Origin of the sequence: Streptomyces sp. MUM 203J (assembly GCF_022414595.1) — a bacterium.
GTDB lineage: Bacteria > Actinomycetota > Actinomycetes > Streptomycetales > Streptomycetaceae > Streptomyces.
Genome location: NZ_JADWYO010000001.1, coordinates 105,094 through 123,257 on the forward strand (window position 1 = coordinate 105,094; position 18,164 = coordinate 123,257).

The 18,164-nt window shown below is 72.0% G+C and carries 13 protein-coding genes; 6 read left to right on the plus strand and 7 right to left on the minus strand.

Features of this window, described 5'->3' with window-relative positions:
• Positions 1–133: 133 nt before the first annotated feature.
• The 4 genes from I3F58_RS00480 to glgB all read left to right on the plus strand — a co-directional run bounded on the left by I3F58_RS00480 (position 134) and on the right by glgB (position 7,964).
• Positions 134–2,128, plus strand: a complete 1,995-nt coding sequence (locus tag I3F58_RS00480; protein ID WP_240106317.1) for an alpha-1,4-glucan--maltose-1-phosphate maltosyltransferase — start codon at positions 134–136, stop codon at positions 2,126–2,128.
• Entirely contained in the window at positions 2,125–3,858 is a 1,734-nt protein-coding gene (gene treS, locus I3F58_RS00485; protein ID WP_240106094.1) for a maltose alpha-D-glucosyltransferase, read from the plus strand. The genes I3F58_RS00480 and treS overlap by 4 nt, the downstream gene beginning before the upstream one ends.
• 331 nt (positions 3,859–4,189) lie before the next feature.
• A complete protein-coding gene (locus I3F58_RS00490) occupies positions 4,190–5,593 on the plus strand; it encodes a phosphotransferase (protein ID WP_240106095.1) in 1,404 nt (467 codons plus the stop codon).
• A 1-nt stretch (position 5,594) separates the two neighbouring features.
• Entirely contained in the window at positions 5,595–7,964 is a 2,370-nt protein-coding gene (gene glgB, locus I3F58_RS00495) for a 1,4-alpha-glucan branching enzyme (protein WP_374207877.1), read from the plus strand.
• Positions 7,965–8,030: 66 nt separating this feature from the next.
• On the opposite strand, the gene I3F58_RS00500 is transcribed toward glgB, so the two are convergent.
• The 5 genes from I3F58_RS00500 to I3F58_RS00520 form a co-directional block, all read right to left on the minus strand.
• Positions 8,031–10,235 (minus strand): UvrD-helicase domain-containing protein, encoded by a 2,205-nt coding sequence (locus I3F58_RS00500; RefSeq protein ID WP_240106318.1) that lies wholly within the window; start codon positions 10,233–10,235, stop codon positions 8,031–8,033.
• A 957-nt stretch (positions 10,236–11,192) separates the two neighbouring features.
• Positions 11,193–11,330, minus strand: coding sequence for a hypothetical protein (locus tag I3F58_RS00505; RefSeq protein ID WP_240106097.1), 138 nt, complete (start codon positions 11,328–11,330; stop codon positions 11,193–11,195).
• Between the two features lie 51 nt (positions 11,331–11,381).
• Complete coding sequence (locus I3F58_RS00510) at positions 11,382–11,879, minus strand: transmembrane transport protein (protein ID WP_240106098.1); 498 nt, start codon at positions 11,877–11,879, stop codon at positions 11,382–11,384.
• Positions 11,876–12,439 carry an RNA polymerase sigma factor gene (locus tag I3F58_RS00515; RefSeq protein ID WP_240106099.1) on the minus strand — a complete coding sequence of 188 codons (564 nt, stop codon included), beginning with the start codon at positions 12,437–12,439 and terminating at the stop codon, positions 11,876–11,878. The genes I3F58_RS00510 and I3F58_RS00515 overlap by 4 nt, the downstream gene beginning before the upstream one ends.
• A 110-nt stretch (positions 12,440–12,549) precedes the next feature.
• Positions 12,550–13,062 (minus strand): Lrp/AsnC family transcriptional regulator, encoded by a 513-nt coding sequence (locus I3F58_RS00520; RefSeq protein ID WP_240106100.1) that lies wholly within the window; start codon positions 13,060–13,062, stop codon positions 12,550–12,552.
• Positions 13,063–13,132: 70 nt separating this feature from the next.
• Between I3F58_RS00520 and I3F58_RS00525 the strand changes: the two genes are divergently transcribed.
• The gene (locus I3F58_RS00525; protein ID WP_240106101.1) at positions 13,133–14,047 is read left to right on the plus strand and encodes an NAD-dependent epimerase/dehydratase family protein; all 915 of its coding nucleotides are present in this window, start codon (positions 13,133–13,135) and stop codon (positions 14,045–14,047) included.
• Positions 14,044–14,934 carry an aldo/keto reductase gene (locus I3F58_RS00530; protein ID WP_240106102.1) on the plus strand — a complete coding sequence of 297 codons (891 nt, stop codon included), beginning with the start codon at positions 14,044–14,046 and terminating at the stop codon, positions 14,932–14,934. Before I3F58_RS00525 ends, I3F58_RS00530 begins: the two co-directional genes overlap by 4 nt.
• Positions 14,935–15,299: 365 nt before the next feature.
• On the opposite strand, the gene I3F58_RS00535 is transcribed toward I3F58_RS00530, so the two are convergent.
• Together I3F58_RS00535 and I3F58_RS00540 are read right to left on the minus strand one after the other, a co-directional pair.
• Positions 15,300–16,529, minus strand: a complete 1,230-nt coding sequence (locus tag I3F58_RS00535; RefSeq protein ID WP_240106103.1) for a YncE family protein — start codon at positions 16,527–16,529, stop codon at positions 15,300–15,302.
• Between the two features lie 194 nt (positions 16,530–16,723).
• The gene (locus tag I3F58_RS00540; RefSeq protein WP_240106104.1) at positions 16,724–18,079 is read right to left on the minus strand and encodes a cation:dicarboxylate symporter family transporter; all 1,356 of its coding nucleotides are present in this window, start codon (positions 18,077–18,079) and stop codon (positions 16,724–16,726) included.
• Positions 18,080–18,164: the final 85 nt, after the last annotated feature.

Here is an 18,164-nt window from a genome sequence, read left to right on the forward strand (position 1 = left end):
AGGCTCCTCCGGTACCCGCCCACCCGAGTGAACCCGGAGAGGAGCGGTGATGCCTGCGACATCCTCTGCGTCAACAGAGCGGTTACAAAGAGCGATATCCCGTACACAACCCTCAGGTGGATCTGTGAACTCGCTGATCGGCCGCATTCCCGTCCTGGATGTGACCCCGCTCGTCGACTGCGGCAGACAGCCGGCCAAGGCGGTGACCGGTGAGACCTTCCAGGTCTCGGCCACCGTCTTCCGCGAAGGCCACGACGCGGTGGCCGCGAACGTGGTGCTGACCGACCCGGCCGGGCGGCCCGGCCCGTTCACCCCCATGCGAGAGCTGGCGCCCGGCACCGACCGGTGGGGCGCGGACGTGACCCCGACGTGTGAGGGCCGCTGGACGTACCACGTGGAGGCCTGGAGCGACCCGGTCGCCACCTGGCGGCACGAGGCGGGCATCAAGATCCCGGCCGGCATCGACACCGGGCTGGTCCTGGCCGAGGGGGCCGCGCTGCACGAACGTGCCGCCGAGGGCGTGCCGAAGGACGAGGAGCGGGAGGCCGTGCTCGCCGCGGTGGACGCGCTCAGGGATGTACGGATGGAGCCGGCGCGGCGGCTCGGGGCCGCGCTCGCCACAGACGTGCGGGAGGTCCTCGCGCGCCACCCGCTGCGCGAACTGGTCACCGCCTCCAAGAAGTTGCCGCTGCTGGTGGAGCGGGAGCGGGCGCTGTACGGCGCGTGGTACGAGATGTTCCCGAGGTCGGAGGGCGCCCATCGCGACGAGAGCACCGGTCGCATGGTGTCCGGCACCCTGCGCACCGCCGCCGAGCGGCTGCCCGCGATCGCCGCGATGGGCTTCGACGTGGTGTACCTGCCGCCCGTACACCCGATCGGCACGACGCACCGCAAGGGCCCGAACAACACGCTGGACGCGGGGCCCGACGACCCGGGGGTGCCCTGGGCGATCGGCTCGGCCGACGGCGGTCACGACGCGGTCCACCCGGACCTGGGCACGCTTGAGGACTTCGACGCGTTCGTGGCGCGCGCCCGTGAGCTGCGCATGGAGGTGGCGCTGGACTTCGCGCTCCAGTGCTCGCCGGACCACCCGTGGGTGAAGAAGCGCCCGGCCTGGTTCCACCACCGGGCGGACGGCTCGATCGCGTACGCGGAGAACCCGCCGAAGAAGTACCAGGACATCTATCCGATCGCCTTCGACCAGGACATGCGGGGGCTGGTCCGGGAGACCGTGCGGGTGCTGCGGCACTGGATGAAGCACGGGGTGCGGATCTTCCGGGTCGACAATCCGCACACCAAACCGGTGGTGTTCTGGCAGAAGGTCATCGGCAGCATCAACCGCACGGACCCGGACGTGGTCTTCCTGGCCGAGGCGTTCACCCGGCCGGCCATGATGCGCACGCTCGCGGCGGTCGGCTTCCAGCAGTCGTACACGTACTTCACCTGGCGCAACACCAAGCAGGAGCTGACCGACTACCTGACGGAGCTGTCCCGGGAGACGGCCGGCTTCATGCGGCCGAACCTGTTCGTGAACACCCCGGACATCCTGCACGCCTACCTCCAGCACGGCGGCCGGCCCGCCTTCGAGGTCCGGGCGGTGCTGGCGGCGACGATGTCTCCGGCCTGGGGCATGTACGCCGGGTACGAGCTGTGCGAGAACACCCCGCTGCGACCGGGCAGCGAGGAGTACCTGGACTCGGAGAAGTACCAGCTGCGGCCGAGGGACTGGGCCGCGGCCGAGCGGGAGGGCCGCAGCATCGCCCCGCTCGTCACCACACTCAACCGGCTGCGGCGCCGTCACCCGGCGCTGCGGCGGCTACGGAACCTGGCCTTCCACCACGCCGACAACGACGCGGTCCTCGCGTACAGCAAGCGGCAGGGTTCGAATGTGGTCCTGGTGGTCGTGAACCTCGACCCCCACCACACCCAGGAGGCCACGGTTTCGTTGAACATGCCGGAACTCGGCCTCGACTGGCACGAGTCCGTACCGGTGCGCGACGAGCTCACCGGCCAGACATACCACTGGGGCAGGTCCAACTACGTGCGCCTTGAGCCGGGCGTCACGCCCGCGCACGTACTCGTGGTCCTGCGACCGTCTCCCCCGATCGGAGGGTCACCCACATCATGACCGTGAACGAGCCCGTCCACGACACGTTCGAGGACACTCCCGCCAAGGACCGGGATCCCGACTGGTTCAAGCGTGCCGTGTTCTACGAGGTGCTGGTCCGCTCCTTCCAGGACAGCAACGGCGACGGCATCGGCGACCTCAGGGGCCTCACGGCCAAACTGGACTATCTGCAGTGGCTCGGCGTCGACTGCCTGTGGCTGCCGCCGTTCTTCAAGTCCCCGCTGCGGGACGGTGGTTACGACGTGGCCGACTACACGGCCGTGCTCCCCGAGTTCGGCGACCTGGCGGACTTCGTCGAGTTCGTGGACGCCGCCCACCAGCGGGGCATGCGGGTGATCATCGACTTCGTGATGAACCACACCAGCGATCAGCACCCGTGGTTCCAGGAGTCCCGTGCCGATCCCGACGGCCCGTACGGCGACTACTACATCTGGGCCGACGACGACAAGCAGTACGAGGACGCCCGGATCATCTTCGTCGACACCGAGTCCTCCAACTGGACCTTCGACCCGGTCCGCAAGCAGTACTACTGGCACCGGTTCTTCTCGCACCAGCCGGACCTCAACTACGAGAACCCCGCGGTCCAGCAGGAGATCCTGTCGGCGCTGCGGTTCTGGCTGGACCTGGGCATCGACGGCTTCCGCCTCGACGCCGTGCCGTACCTCTACCAGGAGGAAGGGACCAACTGCGAGAACCTCCCCGCGACCCACGCGTTCCTGAGGCGGGTCCGCAAGGAGATCGACGCCGCCTACCCGGACACGGTGCTGCTGGCCGAGGCCAACCAGTGGCCGGAGGACGTCGTCGACTACTTCGGCGACTTCGCGGCCGGCGGCGACGAGTGCCACATGGCCTTCCACTTCCCGGTGATGCCGCGCATCTTCATGGCGGTGAGAAGGGAGTCCCGCTACCCCGTCTCCGAGATCCTGGCCAAGACGCCGGCGATCCCGGCCAACTGCCAGTGGGGCATCTTCCTGCGCAACCACGACGAGCTGACCCTGGAGATGGTCACCGACGAGGAGCGCGACTACATGTACGCGGAGTACGCCAAGGACCCGCGGATGCGCGCCAACATCGGCATCCGGCGGCGCCTGGCGCCTCTCCTCGACAACGACCGCAACCAGATCGAGCTGTTCACGGCTCTGCTGATGTCCCTGCCCGGCTCGCCCATCCTCTACTACGGGGACGAGATCGGCATGGGCGACAACATCTGGCTCGGCGACCGGGACGCGGTCCGCACCCCGATGCAGTGGACACCCGACCGCAACGCGGGCTTCTCCTCCTGCGACCCGGGACGGCTCTACCTGCCGACCATCATGGACCCGGTGTACGGCTACCAGGTGACCAACGTGGAGGCGGCGATGGCCTCGCCGTCCTCGCTGCTGCACTGGACCCGGCGGATGATCGAGATCCGCAAGCAGAACCCGGCCTTCGGTCTCGGCTCGTACACCGAGCTGCCGTCGTCCAACCCGGCCGTCCTCGCGTTCCTGCGGGAGTACAAGGACGACCTGGTGATGTGCGTGAACAACTTCTCGCGCTTCCCGCAGCCGACCGAACTGGACCTGCGCCGGTTCGACGGGATGCACCCGGTGGAGCTGATCGGCGGGGTACGCTTCCCCGCCGTCGGTGAGCTGCCCTACCTGCTGACGCTGGCGGGGCACGGCTTCTACTGGTTCCGGCTGCGGAAGGACCCGGCGCCGCGGAAGAGGCCGGGCGTGACGCGCACGGCCTGACCCCCGCACGTCCCCGTACGGCATCGGCTTCGCCCACCCCCGCGCGCCGCTGCCCGGCGTCCGCGACGACGGCCCGATCGGGCCGGATCGCCGGACGCCCACGGGCCGTGGTGTTTTCCCCGCCTCACTCTGGGCACTGTCACCCTCACACGCCGTACGTATTCACCAGTCGTACGCGCTTACGTTCTGACGCCCACGCTGTACCTCGATCCGGGTCTATCCGGATCATCCCCGCCCGACACGTCCCGCACAGCCGGACAGCCTTGCCGCATTCCGGGACACTCTGCACGTTCCGTGCATTCTGTAGTACCCGGGGAAAGGACGCGCTGCCATGTCGGAGACCGCATCCACCGCCCGGGCACCCGTCGCCCTGCTGCCGTCGCTGGCGCCACTGCTCCGCACGTGGCTCCCGCGCAGGCGCTGGTTCGCCGGGAAGGGCAGGCCCGTCACCGGCTTCGCCCTCGTCTCGTCGACCGAACTGCTGCCGGTCGACTCGGCGGGCCCCGGGCTGCTGCACCTGCTCGTGCGGGTCCAGCAGCCCGGCCTCACCGACGGTGACTGCTACCAGCTGCTGCTCGGCGTCCGCGAGGCCCTGCCGCCACAGCTCGCACCCGCGCTCATCGGCCATGTGACGGACGGTCCGCTCGCCGGGCGGGCCGTGTACGAGGCGCTGGACGACCCTCGCCTGGCCTCGCTGCTCATGGAACGGCTGCGCACCCCGGGCGCGATCGGGCCGCTGGACTTCCACCGCACGGTCCGCATCCCGGAGGGCCTGTCCCCGCGTGTCCTGGACGCCGAACAGTCCAACACCTCGCTCGTGTACGGCGACGCCTACATCCTCAAGATCTTCCGGCGCATCCACACCGGGGCCAACCCCGACCTGGAGCTGCCTCTCGCCCTCGCCCGGGCGGGCTGCACGCGCGTGCCCGCGCCCGTCGCCTGGTACGAGGCGGCGGCCGGGCAGGCGGACGGCTCGACCCTCGGCGTCCTCCAGCCGTTCCTGCGCGGCTCGCAGGACGGCTGGCAGCTGGCGCTGGACGCCCTGTCGGCGGGGCGGGACTTCCTCCCGGAAGCACACGCCCTGGGGCGCGCCACCGCGGAGGTGCACACCGCGCTGGCCGCCACCCTGCCGACCGTCACGCTCGACCGGCGGCAGGCCCAGCACCTGGCCGTGGCGATGAGCCGCCGCCTGGACACAGCCACCCAGGCGGTGCCCGCGCTGATGCCGTACGTGCCGGGGCTGCGGGCCGCGTTCGAGGCGGTGGCCGCGCTCGCGGAGGAGGGCACGACCTGGCGGGCCCAGCGGGTGCACGGGGACCTGCACCTGGGGCAGGCGCTGCGCACACCGGGGGGCGACTGGACGCTCATCGACTTCGAGGGCGAACCGACGAAGCCGCTCGCGGAGCGCCGCCACCCGCAGCCGCCGGTGCGGGACGTGGCGGGAATACTGCGGTCCTTCGACTACGCGGCCCACTCCTGCCGTCCCGCCGCGCCGCAGTGGGCCGAGCGCTGCCGGGCCGCCTACTGCGCCGGATACGCCGAGGCGTCCGGCCGCGACCCGCGCGCCGAGCAGGCACTGCTGCGCGCGTACGAGACCGACAAGGCGGTGTACGAGGTCGTGTACGAGGCCCGGCACCGCCCCGACTGGCTGCCGGTCCCGATGGCGGCCGTCCGGCGCCTGGCAGCGCCCCGGACCGGCACCCGCGCCGCCCACCCCACGCCCCCGACCCCCTGATGTGACCCGCCCGAGGAGGCCTTCCCCCGTGACCCCCAGCCGTCCGACCCGCAAATCCGCCCCCGCCCGAACCCGCGCCCCGCGCGGCAGGGCCACCCTGGAGGCACCCGCGCCCGAGGCGACGCTCCCCCTGGAGGAAGCGCCCGCGGAGGGCCGGGACCCCGTCGCCGTACCGCCCCGGCCGCGTGCCGAGGCCCACGGGGCGCCGGTGCCGCACCCCGTGGAGGGCTCCGACCGGGACCGGCTGCTCGCCGGGGAGCACCACGACCCGCACGCCCTGCTGGGCGCGCACGCGCTGCCGGACGGCGGCGGCGTGGCGTTCCGGGCGCTGCGCCCGCACGCCCGTGCGGTGGCAGTGGTGACGGCCGACGGGGAGCGGCGGGCGCTGCACGACGACGGCGACGGCCTGTTCTCGGGCGTCCTGCCGCTGCCGGCGGTACCGGAGTCGTACCGGCTGGCCGTCCGGTACGAGGACGGCGGCGAGGTGCTTGCCGAGGACCCGTACCGCTTCCTGCCCTCGCTCGGGGAGCTGGACCTGCATCTGGTGCGGGAGGGGCGGCACGAGGAGCTGTGGCGGGCGCTCGGCGCACAGGTGATGTCCCATCAGGGTGTCACGGGCACCCGCTTCACGGTGTGGGCGCCGAACGCGCGCGGGGTGCGGCTGGCCGGGGACTGGACGTTCTGGGACGGCCGGGGCCTGCCGATGCGGTCGCTGGGCTCCAGCGGGGTCTGGGAGCTGTTCATGCCGGGCATCGACGAGGGCACGCTCTACAAGTTCGAGATCACCGGCCCCGACGGCCACCACTCGTTGCGGGCCGACCCGATGGCCCGGCGCACCCAGTGCCCGCCGGAGACCGCGTCGGTCGTGACCTCGTCGGAGTACGTGTGGGGGGACGGCCACTGGATGGCCCACCGCGGCGACCGCCCCGTGCACGAAGCGCCGTTCTCGGTGTACGAGGTGCACCTGCCGTCGTGGCGCCCGGGGCTCACCTACCGCGAACTGGCCGAGGAACTCCCGGCGTACGTCAAGGACCTGGGCTTCACCCATGTGGAGCTGATGCCGGTCTCCGAGCATCCGTACAGTCCCTCCTGGGGCTACCAGGTCACCTCGTACTACGCGCCGACGGCCCGGCTCGGCTCGCCCGACGACTTCAGGTATCTGGTGGACCGGCTCCACCAGGCGGGCATCGGTGTGATCGTGGACTGGGTCCCGGCGCACTTCCCGAAGGACGACTGGGCGCTGGCCCGGTTCGACGGCACGCCGCTGTACGAGCACCCGGACCCGCGGCGGGCGGAACACCCCGACTGGGGGACCCTGGAGTTCGACTACGGGCGGACGGAGGTGCGGAACTTCCTCGTCGCCAACGCGGTGTACTGGTGCCAGGAGTTCCACATCGACGGCCTGCGGGTGGACGCGGTCGCCTCGATGCTCTACCTGGACTACTCGCGTGAGTACGGCGACTGGGCGCCCAACGAGCACGGCGGGCGGGAGAACTGGGACGCGGTGCGGTTCCTCCAGGAGATGAACGCGACGGTGTACCGGCGCTGCCCGGGGGTGGTCACCGTCGCGGAGGAGTCCACGGCCTGGGAGGGCGTGACCCGGCCGACCGACCACGGCGGGCTCGGCTTCGGCCTGAAGTGGAACATGGGCTGGATGCACGACTCGCTCGTGTACGTGTCCAAGGACCCGGTGCACCGCAAGTACCACCACAACGAGATGACGTTCTCGATGGTGTACGCGTACAGCGAGAACTACGTGCTGCCGATCTCGCACGACGAGGTGGTGCACGGCAAGCAGGCGCTGGTGTCCAAGATGCCGGGCGACTGGTGGCAGCGGCGCGCCGGCCACCGCGCGTACCTGGGCTTCATGTGGGCACACCCCGGCAAGCAACTGCTTTTCATGGGGCAGGAGTTCGCTCAGGGCGCCGAGTGGTCGGAGGCGCACGGCCCGGAGTGGTGGCTGCTGGACGACGCCTACCACTCCGCGGGCGACCACCGGGGCGTGCGGGACCTGGTGAGGGACCTGAACGGGGCGTACGCGGCGGTCCCGGCGCTGTGGGAGCGGGACACGGTGCCGGAGGGCTTCCAGTGGGCACTGGGCGATGCCGCCGACGACAACGTCTTCGCGTTCGTACGGTACGACGCGGCCGGGACCCCGCTGCTGGCGGTGAGCAACTTCTCGCCCGTGGTCCGCGAGGACTACCGGCTGTGGGCGCCGGACGGCGTCGCCGCGTGGGCGGAGGTCCTGAACACGGACGCGGCGCGGTACGGCGGAGGAGACGTGCGGAACGCGGGGCCGGTGAAGCGGGAGGCGGACGGGGTACGGCTGACACTGCCGCCGCTGGCGACGGTGTGGCTGGTGCCGGCGTAGCCTCGCGCTCCGCCCTTCCGGCGCCGGGGTGGCTGGTCGGCCCCGGCGCCGGGAACCGCCGGAGACTCACACCGGCCTGATCAGCCCCAGCCTCTGCGTCGCCCTGGTCAGCGCCACGTACAGGTCGTTCACCCCGTGGGGCGTGGCCGACCGGATGGCCGCGGGGTCCGCGACGAGGACCGTGTCGAATTCCAGGCCCTTCGCCTGCCGGGGTTCGAGCAGGACGACCGGGCGGGTCAGGTCGGGGGCGGGCCCGTGGGCCGCGCCGGGGAGCGCAGCGGCCAGCTCGGGCAGCAGCCCGGGCGGGGCGATCACGGCGAGGCGTCCCTCCTCGGGCAGCTCGCGGGCCACCGCCTCCGCGACGGCCGCCGGGAGGTCCGCGGCCGTGACGTCCCAGGGCGGCACGCCCGTCGACCGCACCGAGCGCGGCGGCTCGAACCCGGGTTCCTCGGTGCGCCGCAGCTCCGCGGCGACCGCCATGATCTCCGCGGGCGTGCGGTAGTTGACGCCGAGCCGGACGTGTTCGTAGCGGTCGCCGACGTATGGGGAGAGGATCGTGTCCCAGGACCCGCAGCCTGCCGCGTCGCCGGTCTGGGCCGGGTCTCCGACGAGGGTAATGGAGTGGGTGGGGATGCGTCGCATCAGCAGCCGCCAGGCCATCGCGGACAGCTCCTGCGCCTCGTCGACGATGACGTGGCCGAAGGCCCAGGTGCGGTCGGCGGCGGCGCGTTCGGCCGCACTGCGGTGGTCGGTCTCCTCGTGCCGCTCCGCGAAGCGCTCCGCGTCGATGACGTCCTGCGCGCCGAGCACCTCCGACTCCTCGTCCTCGAACTCGTACGTGCGTGAGGCGTACGCGACATCGAGGACACCCTGTGCGTAGGCGATCCGCTCGGCGCGCTCGCGGGCGGCGACGGCGCGCTCGGCCGAGTCGTCGTGGCCGAGCAGCTCGGCGGCCTCGTCGAGCAGCGGCACGTCGGCCTCCGTCCAGGGCCCCGACTCGCGCCGCACGAACTCGGCCTCGCCGTCGGGGAGATAGCCGTACGGGTCGGCAAGGAGGCGGGCGACGAGCTCCTCGGGGGTCAGCGTGGGCCAGAGTTCGTCGATCGCGGCGTGCACCTCGGGGCTCGCGGCCACCTCCTTGCCGATCTGGACGATGTCGGAGGTGTCGAGGAGGTTGGGCCCGCCGAAGGGGTCGGCGCCGAGGCGCTCGGTGAGCTGCTCGGTGAGCGCGTCGATGATCCGGGTGGCGAAGCGGGGGCGGGCGAGGTTGTGCGGGAGGCCGGTGTCGCGGGCACCGGCGCGGGCGTCCTCGGCCATGGCGCGGTCGAGGAGGAGGGTGCCGTAGTCCTCGTGGGCGATCTCCAGCGGTGTACGGGTGCCGGGGACGGTCTGCCGGTCGCGTACGAACCGGGCGAGCACCTCGGCCATGGCGGCGCGGCCCTTGATCTCGGCGGCCTCGGGGGTGTCGGTCCCGGTGGCGCGGACGCCCGGGAACAGCTCGCCCACGGTCGCGAGCAGGACCCCGGTCTCCCCGAGGCTGGGCAGGACCTCTCCGATGTAGCCGAGGAAGGCCGGATTGGGGCCGACGACGAGCACGGCACGGCGGGCGAGCTGCTCGCGGTGCGCGTAGAGGAGGTAGGCGGCGCGGTGCAGGGCGACGGCGGTCTTGCCGGTGCCGGGCCCGCCCTCGACTACGAGGACACCCTGGTGGGGGGCGCGGATGATGCGGTCCTGTTCGGCCTGGATGGTCTGCACGATGTCGTGCATGCGGCCGGTGCGGGCGGCGTCGAGCGCCGCGAGGAGGACGTCGTCCGCGTCGTGGCCCTCGTGGCCGCTGCGGGTCTCGTCGTGCAGGTCCAGGATCTCGTCGTGCAGGGCCGTGACGGTGCGGCCCTTGAGGCTGATGTGGCGTCGGCGGCTGAGGCCCATGGGGGTGTGGCCGGTGGCGAGGTAGAAGGGGCGGGCGATCCCGGCGCGCCAGTCGACGACCAGGGGGGTGCGCTCGGGGTCGTCGTCGCGGATGCCGATACGGCCGATGTGGTGGTCGCGGCCGTCCCGGAAGGCGAGGCGGCCGAAGCAGAGCCCGTTGTCGGCGGCGTCGTAGGCGGCGAGCAGCCCGGACTGCTCGGCCACGAGGACGTCCCGTTCGAGGCGGGCCTGGAAATTGGTGCCGGTGTGCTTGAGGGCGTCCCGCACGGCGTCCTCGGCCCGGGCGCGCAGGGCGTCGAGGCGGGCGTAGAGGCCGCTGACGAACTGCTGCTCCTGGCGCAGCGCGTTTCCCGCGAGGTCCCCGTCGCGGGAAACGCGATCCCCGGTTGCGCCGTTTTCCCCGATTGACAATTCCACTCCCGACGCGATAAAGTTCGTTTAGTCGAATCTCCTGTGCGCCTTTCTGTGCGCGCACACGAAACATTCAATATACGCGTACGTATCCCCCGGCCGTCAATTCCGCCGGGGATTTTTTGTGCCTGGAACAGGGAGAGAGCATAGGCCGCGCGAAGGATTCACCGGCGGCCCTCGCACTGCTGCGGGCGTGCGGCGCGGAGGGGGTGGAGCATCCGGGCGGGGCACTCCTCACCCGCCTGGCGCGGGTGCGGGACGCTCGCGGACCGGGGCGTCCGCCCCGCGCTCCAGCGCGCCGGGCTGTGCCACGCCTTCTGGGCACGGACGGGATCCCGCACTCCGTGCTCCCGCCGGAGCGGCGCGCGGACCTGCGGGACGCGATCGGGGCGGAGGTGGAGGACTGGTGTACCTGTACGTGAGGTGTCGTACCCGGCCGTGGAACGGGAGGACGCTCCCTGCCGCCACCGCTTCACCGGCGCGGCATGCGCCCCGTCCCCCGCTCAGCGCCGGGACCTCGCGAAACTGACGGCGGGCTGAGCCGCCTCGGCGATCGTTCCGTCCATCGGTGCCAGGAAGACGCCTGCGTCACGCCTCCGGACGAAGCAGCCGCAGACGGTCCGCCGGACCTCGGGACTCCGGCGGCATCTCGCGCCACCGGGCACCCGAGCGGACCTTCCGGATCACGCCCTCGAACTGCTCCCGCAGATGCTCCGGATGCGTGCCGGACGTGTCCGCCGGCAGGAACGGCTCGATCAGCTCCGACCTGAAGTCCGGGAGTTCCCTGCGGGCCGTCCCCGACCTCCGCCAGCTGCCCTGTGCCGCTGGATTCCTGGGCGGGTGTCACCGAGGTCTCGCCGGTGGGACCTCGGCTCCTGGGTCGCGAGCTCAGGTCAGGAGCAAGCCGACGCCGATCAGCAGGGTCGTACAGGCCAGGGCCGCGACGACCAGGACGGTGCGCCTGCTTGCACCGCGGAGGCGGAGCGCGAGGGCCAGCGGGCCGATCGGAGGGGTCTTGCCGTCCATGTCTGTCTCCCTGATGATCTGGGTGTTCTCGGCTCGGGTGAATACGGCTGTTCAGGGGGCGTCTTGTCGCAAGGCATCCCGCAGTCGCAGCAGTTCGCGCCGGCGGCGTCGCGCCCGTACCAGGGTGAGCATCGCGGCGGCGGTGAAGACGACCCCGCCCGCGGCGGTGGCCACCAGGTCGGCGGTGCTGCCGCGGACCGCGGCCAGCGCCACCCCGGCCACAGCGGTCACCACGGTCGTCGCCAGTGCGATCCGGGCGGACAGCACCCGGTCCCGGGCGAACAGCGGGCGGCGCCTGCTCAGCACCCAGCCGGCGAAGACGGCCCAGGCCAGCCCGATGGCGATCAGTCCAGCGAAGGCGGCCCGGGTACGCAACGGCAGAGGATTCGGCTCGGTGGCCCACAGCACCGCGATCATGGCCGCGCCGCATCCCCCGGCCAGGCCCACTGCCACGTGGCGCAGCCGGGACCGCAGTGACACCTCCGTGGCCAGCGCGCGCTCCAACTGCTCGGGCACGGCCCGCTGCACTGCGCGGTTCTGCTCGCTCATGCCTCGTATCCCTTCTCGGCAAGGTGGTTGCGCAGCATGCGCCGGGCGCGGTGCAGCCTGCTCTTGACCGTGCCGGCCGGTACGCCGAGCACCTCCGCGCAGGACGCCAGTGGCAGGTCCTCCAGGTGGAAGAGGATCAGCACCTCGCGCTCCAGCGGCGGCAGAGCGGCAAGACCTGCCTCGATCTGCATCGTGGTGAGCACGCCGCCGAGCTCGTCGTCGGTGACGACAGCCGTGGCGTCCTCCATGGCCGTCTCCGGAGCCCTGTACGTCTGCCGCAGATGGTCAGTGACCGTGCGCCGGGCGATGGTGAACAGCCAGGGGGCGAACCTCTCCGGCTGCCGCAACCGCGGCAGGCCGCGCACCACGGCGACCCACGTCTCCTGAGCAAGATCCTCCGCGAGGTGCGGCGAGCCGACCATGCCCCGGACATAGCGCCACAGCGGGGGATGCCACATGGCCACCAGTTCGCGGAACGCCTCCCGCTCCCCCAGCTGGCAGCGCACCACCAGCAACCCGTCGTTGCCCACCACACCTCCCTGCTCTGCACCGTCCGTCACACAGACAGTCGGCGTTCCGGGCGGAAAGGTTCACGGAATCGTCCTGGGCATCCGGTCGAAACGCCGGCGGTAAGGGAAACCCACCCCTTGGTCATGACTTCGGACGGGCCCTAGGGGAGCAGGGGCTTCCGGGGTACCGGGGAGGACAGGATGATCGAGGTGGTGGTGCGGCCCAGGGCCGAGGTCTGTTCCAGGACGTGTTCCAGGTGGACCGTGTCCCGGACCGCGACCTTCAGGATCCAGCAGTCCTCGCCCACCACGTGGTGGGCCTCCAGGATCTCGGGGCGGGACAGGAGTTCCAGGGTTCTGGGGTGCTTGAGGGTGTAACCGCCGTGGGGGTTGACGCGGATGAACGCCTGGATGCCGTAGCCCAGCGCGGGCGCCGAGACACGTGCGCCGTACCCGGTGACCACGCCGCTCGACTCCAGGCGGCGGACGCGTTCCGCCACCGCCGCCGGGCTCAGCCGGACCCGGCGGCCCAGTTCGCTCAGCCGCACCCGGCCGTCCGTCTGGAGCTCCTCCAGGATGCGCCGGTCGATGGGGTCACCGGAGTGCGACGACGTTTCGTCGGCGTACGGACCGGTATGCCGTCGTTCTTTTGGCCCGGCAGCCGTATCTCCCATGATTCCCCCTTCAGCGCGTGGCGGGTCAACGTAACACTTGATCCATCGCGCAAAGGAGTCGGTAGCTCACATGGATATCTGCGTCATAGGCGGCAGCCGGTACTTCGGGCGACGGGTCGTGGAACGGCTCGTGGCGCGAGGGCACCGGGTGACCGTCGTCAACCGGGGTTCGGCCCCCGCTCCCCCGCCCGCCGGCGCGCGGCACGTCGTGGCCGACCGGGACGACGAGGCGGGCCTCGACGCCGCCCTCGGGACGCTGGCGTTCGACGCCGTCGTCGACCAGGTCTGCTACACACCCCGCCAGGCCGCCGTCGCCCGCCGGGTCCTCGCACCCCGCACCCGGCGGTACCTCATGACGTCCACCGTCGAGGTGTACGAGCACGAGCACCGCCCCGACGCCCTCGTGCGGGAGGACGCCGTCGATCCTCAGTCCGTGTCCGTCGACCTGGGCCTCCCCTGGGACCGGCCCGACTTCCTGGAGGCCCGTTACGGGGAGGGCAAGCGGCAGGCCGAGGCGGTGTTCGCACAGGATCCCGCCGTCACGTTCGCGGCCGTCCGGGTCGCGCATGTGCTGGGCGGGGCCGACGACTTCACCGGGCGGCTCACCCACTACGCCGAGCGCATCCGGCGCGGCGAGCCCATCGCCGTGCCGGCGCGGAACCATCCCGCCACCTACATCCATGTGGAGGAGATCGCAGACCTTCTCGTCTGGGCAGTGGTGGAGGCGGAGTTCACCGGCGCCTTGAACGCCGCCTCCCAGGGGGTCCTGACCACCGGGGACATCTGCGAGGCCGTCACCCGGCGGATCGGCGGCGGACTCTCCCCCGTGTACCGGGAGGCGGAGGGCGGGGCGGTGTCGCCGTTCTCCTTCACCCGTGCGTACGCGATGGACAACTCCCGCGCCACCGCCCTGGGATACTCCTTCCGGCCCGCCGCCGACTGGCTCGACCGGGCCGTCGCCGAGACCCTGGAGGCACGGCCGTGACGTACCGCACGCTCGGCACCGGCGCCGCCCGCGTCACTGTCAGCGCCATCGGGCTCGGCGCCATGCCGCTGTCCATCGAGGGCCGCCCGGAGGAGACCCGCGCCCTCGCCACGCTGCACGCGGCGCTCGACGCGGGCGTCACGCTCATCGACACCGCCGACTCCTACCACGCCCCCGGCGAGGAACCCGGCGCCAACGAGCTGCTGGTCGCCCGCGCCCTCTCCGAGTACGGCGGCGGACGTGACGGTGTCCTGGTCGCCACCAAGGGAGGGCGCGGCCGGACACCCGACGGGGGCTGGAGCGTCAACGGCGACCCCGCGCACCTGCGGCGGGCCGCCGAGGGGTCGTTGAAGCGGCTCGGCGGGGACGCCATCGGGCTGTACCAGCTGCACAAACCGGATCCGGCCGTTCCGTACGCCGAGTCGCTCGGCGCGGTGCGGGAACTGCTGGACGCGGGCACGGTCCGGCTGGCCGGGATCTCCAACGTGGACCGTGAGCAGATCCTGCTGGCCCGGGAGATCCTGGGTGACCGGCTGGTGTCCGTCCAGAACCGGTACTCGCCCGAAGTGCGCGACGCGGAAGACGAGTTGCGGCTCTGCACGGAGCTGGGGCTGGCGTTCATGCCCTGGTCCCCGCTCGGCGGGATCTCGCGCAGCGCGCTCGACGGGGCGTCGTCGCGGGAGGCGGACCCCCGGTTCGGCGCGTTCCACCGGGTGGCCCGGGCGCGCGGGGTGAGCCCGCAGCGCGTCGCGCTGGCATGGCTGCTGGCGCGGTCGCCGGTGATGCTGCCGATCCCGGGGGCGTCCCGGGCGGAGACGGCACGGGATTCGGCGGCGGCGGGGGACCTGGCGCTGGACCGGGGGGAACTGGAGCTGCTGGGGGCGTAGCCCGGTCCGCCCCGCGCGAGCCGGGCCCGCCCGGCGTCCGTGCACAAGCGCGTCGAGGAGGCCCCCGGGCACGACCGCGGCCACGGGGTCCGGACGGCCGGGGCGGGCAGCCCTGCCCCGGCCACCGCTCCCGGGTGAGGAGCGGCTGCGGCCCTGCGGGCCTGCCCGGCTGCCCGCCGGGACCGGCGGCGGCCCGGCCGGGGCGCTGTCCCCGCGGGCCCGGTTCGGCAGGCTCCTTCGGGTTCTTCGAGCAGGAGGCCCGCAGGCCCCCGGGGGCCTGCGGGCCAGCCCGGCCCCTGAGGACGGACGCCGCTGAGACGGATCGAACGCAGGCCGGGAGGAGGCGGGCCGGGGTACGGCCCGCCCTACTGCGGTGTCAGGCCGCCCAGCACGTCCTCCGCCACCCGCCCCGTCCGCTCCCGCTGGGGGAAGGCACCGACCTTCACCCGCGCGATCTCCTCCGCCGTGCCGTAGTCGACCACCGACACCTCCCCGCGCCGGGACAGCGTCACCCAGCAGTGCCGCCCGCCGGGCCCGGTCACCGCCCAGTAGGGCAGCGCGTCCTGCGGGTAGTGGACGAAGCCGTCCGTGGCGAGGCCGTCGCGGGAGACGATCGCCGTGTAGTCGTCGATGGTCCCGGCCATGCACAGCTTGTCCTGCCGCCCGCCGTTCATGGCCATGCCGTGGTGTGCGGAGTTCTGCGGATAGTCGTCGCGCTTCAGCGCCGCGCCCGCCGCGCTGTACGGCATCTCGACGGTCCGTACCGTACGTCCGGCCTCCAGGTCGTACTCGACGAAGCCGTTCAGATAGGACAGCTGGGCGTACATGGTCTTCCCGTCCGGGGTGATCACGGCCGGGCGGACGCCCTTGTCGAAGGGGTAGGTGCGCACCACCCGGAGCGACTCGGCGTCGACGACGGTGACTCGCCTGCTCCCCTTGAGGAAGTCGAGGGCATACGGCATCGAGGTGACGCCGATGGACATGTTGTAGATCAGCTTGCCGTCGGCGGAGTAGATGTTCTCGTGCGGGTACGTCCCGGTCGGGAACTCACCCGTGATGCGGCCGGTGACGGTGTCCAGGGTCTGCGCCTTGCCCGCGCTGATCGCGGAGACGACGAAGGTCCGGCCGTCGGCGGACAGCGCGGCGTGGTCGGCCTTGAAACCGGCCAGGTGGGTGCGCCACAGCCGGCGGCCGCTCGCGATGTCGTACGCGGCGGCGTCGCCGAGGTTGCCGCGCGAGACGTACAGGGTGCGGCCGTCCGGCGAGAGGTGGGCGTCGTCGACGAACTTGTCGCCGCCCGCCTGCTGTCTGACGATCTCGTACGCGGCCCTCCGGAACGGGTCCATGCCGGAGAGGATCTCCTCCAGGTCGGGGACCACGTCCAGGGTGCCGAGGTTCCGGTACGTCCGGGCGTCGAGGAAACTCACCGTGCCGTCGGCGCTGTTGCCGACCAGCACGACGTCCCGGAGGGGCTCCTCCCGGGTGGGAGCGGCGGTCGCCGTGCCGAGCCCGAGGGTGAGGACGAGGCCGAGTGCGAGGGTGAGCAGTGCGGTGGAGCGCGCCTTGCGCGCCGTGGAGCGTGCCGTGCGTGCCATGGGGCCGTCCCTTCGCGGAGGTGGGGATCGGGAAGGTCGTGCGCATGCCACCAGCTGACGCGCCTGATGTTACCGGCGGTACGGCCGACCGGACCCGCACGTGCGGAGCCCGGACGAGACCCCCGCGCGGACGAGGGCACCGCGCGGGGGCCGCCGACCGGCCCCCGCGCGGCAGCCTTGCATCCGTCCTCGCGTCACACGCGCGCCGGCTCCGCGGCCGTCTCGCCCCGCGTCTCGGGCACCTCGGCCGCAGCGGCGGACCCGTGGTCGTCCATCAGGGTCCTCTCGTCGAACGGGACCCGGCCCGCCAGGACCTCGGCCACCCGGGCCTTGTCGATCTCCCTGGTCCAGGTGCCTACGAGCACCGTCGCGACCGCGTTGCCCGCGAAGTTGGTCAGGGCTCGCGCCTCGCTCATGAAGCGGTCGATGCCGACGATCAGGCCGACACCGTCGACCAGCGCGGGCTTGTGGGACTGGAGTCCGCCCGCGAGCGTCGCCAGCCCGGCGCCGGTCACACCGGCCGCGCCCTTCGAAGCGATGATCATGAAGACGAGGAGGGACACCTGCTCACCGATCGACAGCGGCTGGCCCATCGCCTCCGCGACGAACAGCGACGCCATGGTCAGGTAGATCGCGGTGCCGTCGAGGTTGAACGAGTAGCCGGTGGGGACGGTGATGCCCACGACCGGCTTGCTGACGCCCAGGTGCTCCATCTTCGCGATCAGCCGGGGCAGCGCCGACTCCGAGGAGGAGGTGGAGAGGATCAGCAGGAACTCCCGGCCCAGGTATTTCAGCAGCGAGAAGATGTTGACGCCCGCGACCAGCCGCAGCAGCGCGCCCAGCACCAGGAACACGAACACGACGCAGGTGGCGTAGAAGCCCAGCATGATCACGGCCAGGGACTTCAGCGCGTTCACGCCGGTCGAGCCGACGACGGCGGCGATGGCGCCGAACGCGCCGACCGGGGCCACCCACATGATCATCGCCAGGATGCGGAAGACCAGCCGCTGGATGTGCCCGATGCCGCGCAGCACCGGCTCGCCCGCCTTGCCCATGGCCTGGAGCGCGAAGCCCGCGAGCAGCGCGACCAGCAGGGTCTGGAGGACCTCGCCCTCGGTGAAGGCGGAGACCAGCGTCTTCGGGATGATGCCGAGCAGGAAGTCGGCCGTGCCCTCACTGGCGCCCTCCGCCTGCGCGCTGCCCGCCGAGCGGGTGGCGTCGGTGATCCGGAGGCCGGAGCCGGGCTCCAGCAGATTGCCGACGACCAGGCCGATGGCCAGGGCGACGGTCGACATGACCATGAAGTAGCCGAGGGCCAGCCCGCCCACGGCACCCACCTTCGCGGCCTTGCGGACCGAACCGACCCCCAGCACGATCGTGCAGAAGATCACCGGCGAGATCATCATCTTGATGAGGCTCACGAAGCCGGTGCCGAGCGGCTTCAGCTCCCGGCCCGCCTCCGGGGCGGCGAAGCCCACGGCGATGCCGAGTACGACCGCCGCGATGACGGCCAGATAGAGATAGTGGGTGCGTTCCCGCCGTGCGGCCACGGGATCCTCCTCGTCGAGGTCGGTTCACTCGCTTCCACGTCGTCCCCGTGGAGCGATCCCCGCGACTATCCACCACGGCTGTGAC

What these genes read in the sequence shown, in the direction of transcription:
- treS (WP_240106094.1), top strand. Translation starts at nt 2,125, where the DNA reads ATGACCGTGAACGAGCCCGTCCACGACACGTTCGAGGACACTCCCGCC.
- I3F58_RS00490 (WP_240106095.1), top strand. Translation starts at nt 4,190, where the DNA reads ATGTCGGAGACCGCATCCACCGCCCGGGCACCCGTCGCCCTGCTGCCG.
- I3F58_RS00535 (WP_240106103.1), bottom strand. Translation starts at nt 16,529, where the DNA reads ATGGCACGCACGGCACGCTCCACGGCGCGCAAGGCGCGCTCCACCGCA.
- I3F58_RS00510 (WP_240106098.1), bottom strand. Translation starts at nt 11,879, where the DNA reads ATGAGCGAGCAGAACCGCGCAGTGCAGCGGGCCGTGCCCGAGCAGTTG.
- I3F58_RS00505 (WP_240106097.1), bottom strand. Translation starts at nt 11,330, where the DNA reads ATGGACGGCAAGACCCCTCCGATCGGCCCGCTGGCCCTCGCGCTCCGC.
- I3F58_RS00520 (WP_240106100.1), bottom strand. Translation starts at nt 13,062, where the DNA reads ATGGGAGATACGGCTGCCGGGCCAAAAGAACGACGGCATACCGGTCCG.
- I3F58_RS00525 (WP_240106101.1), top strand. Translation starts at nt 13,133, where the DNA reads ATGGATATCTGCGTCATAGGCGGCAGCCGGTACTTCGGGCGACGGGTC.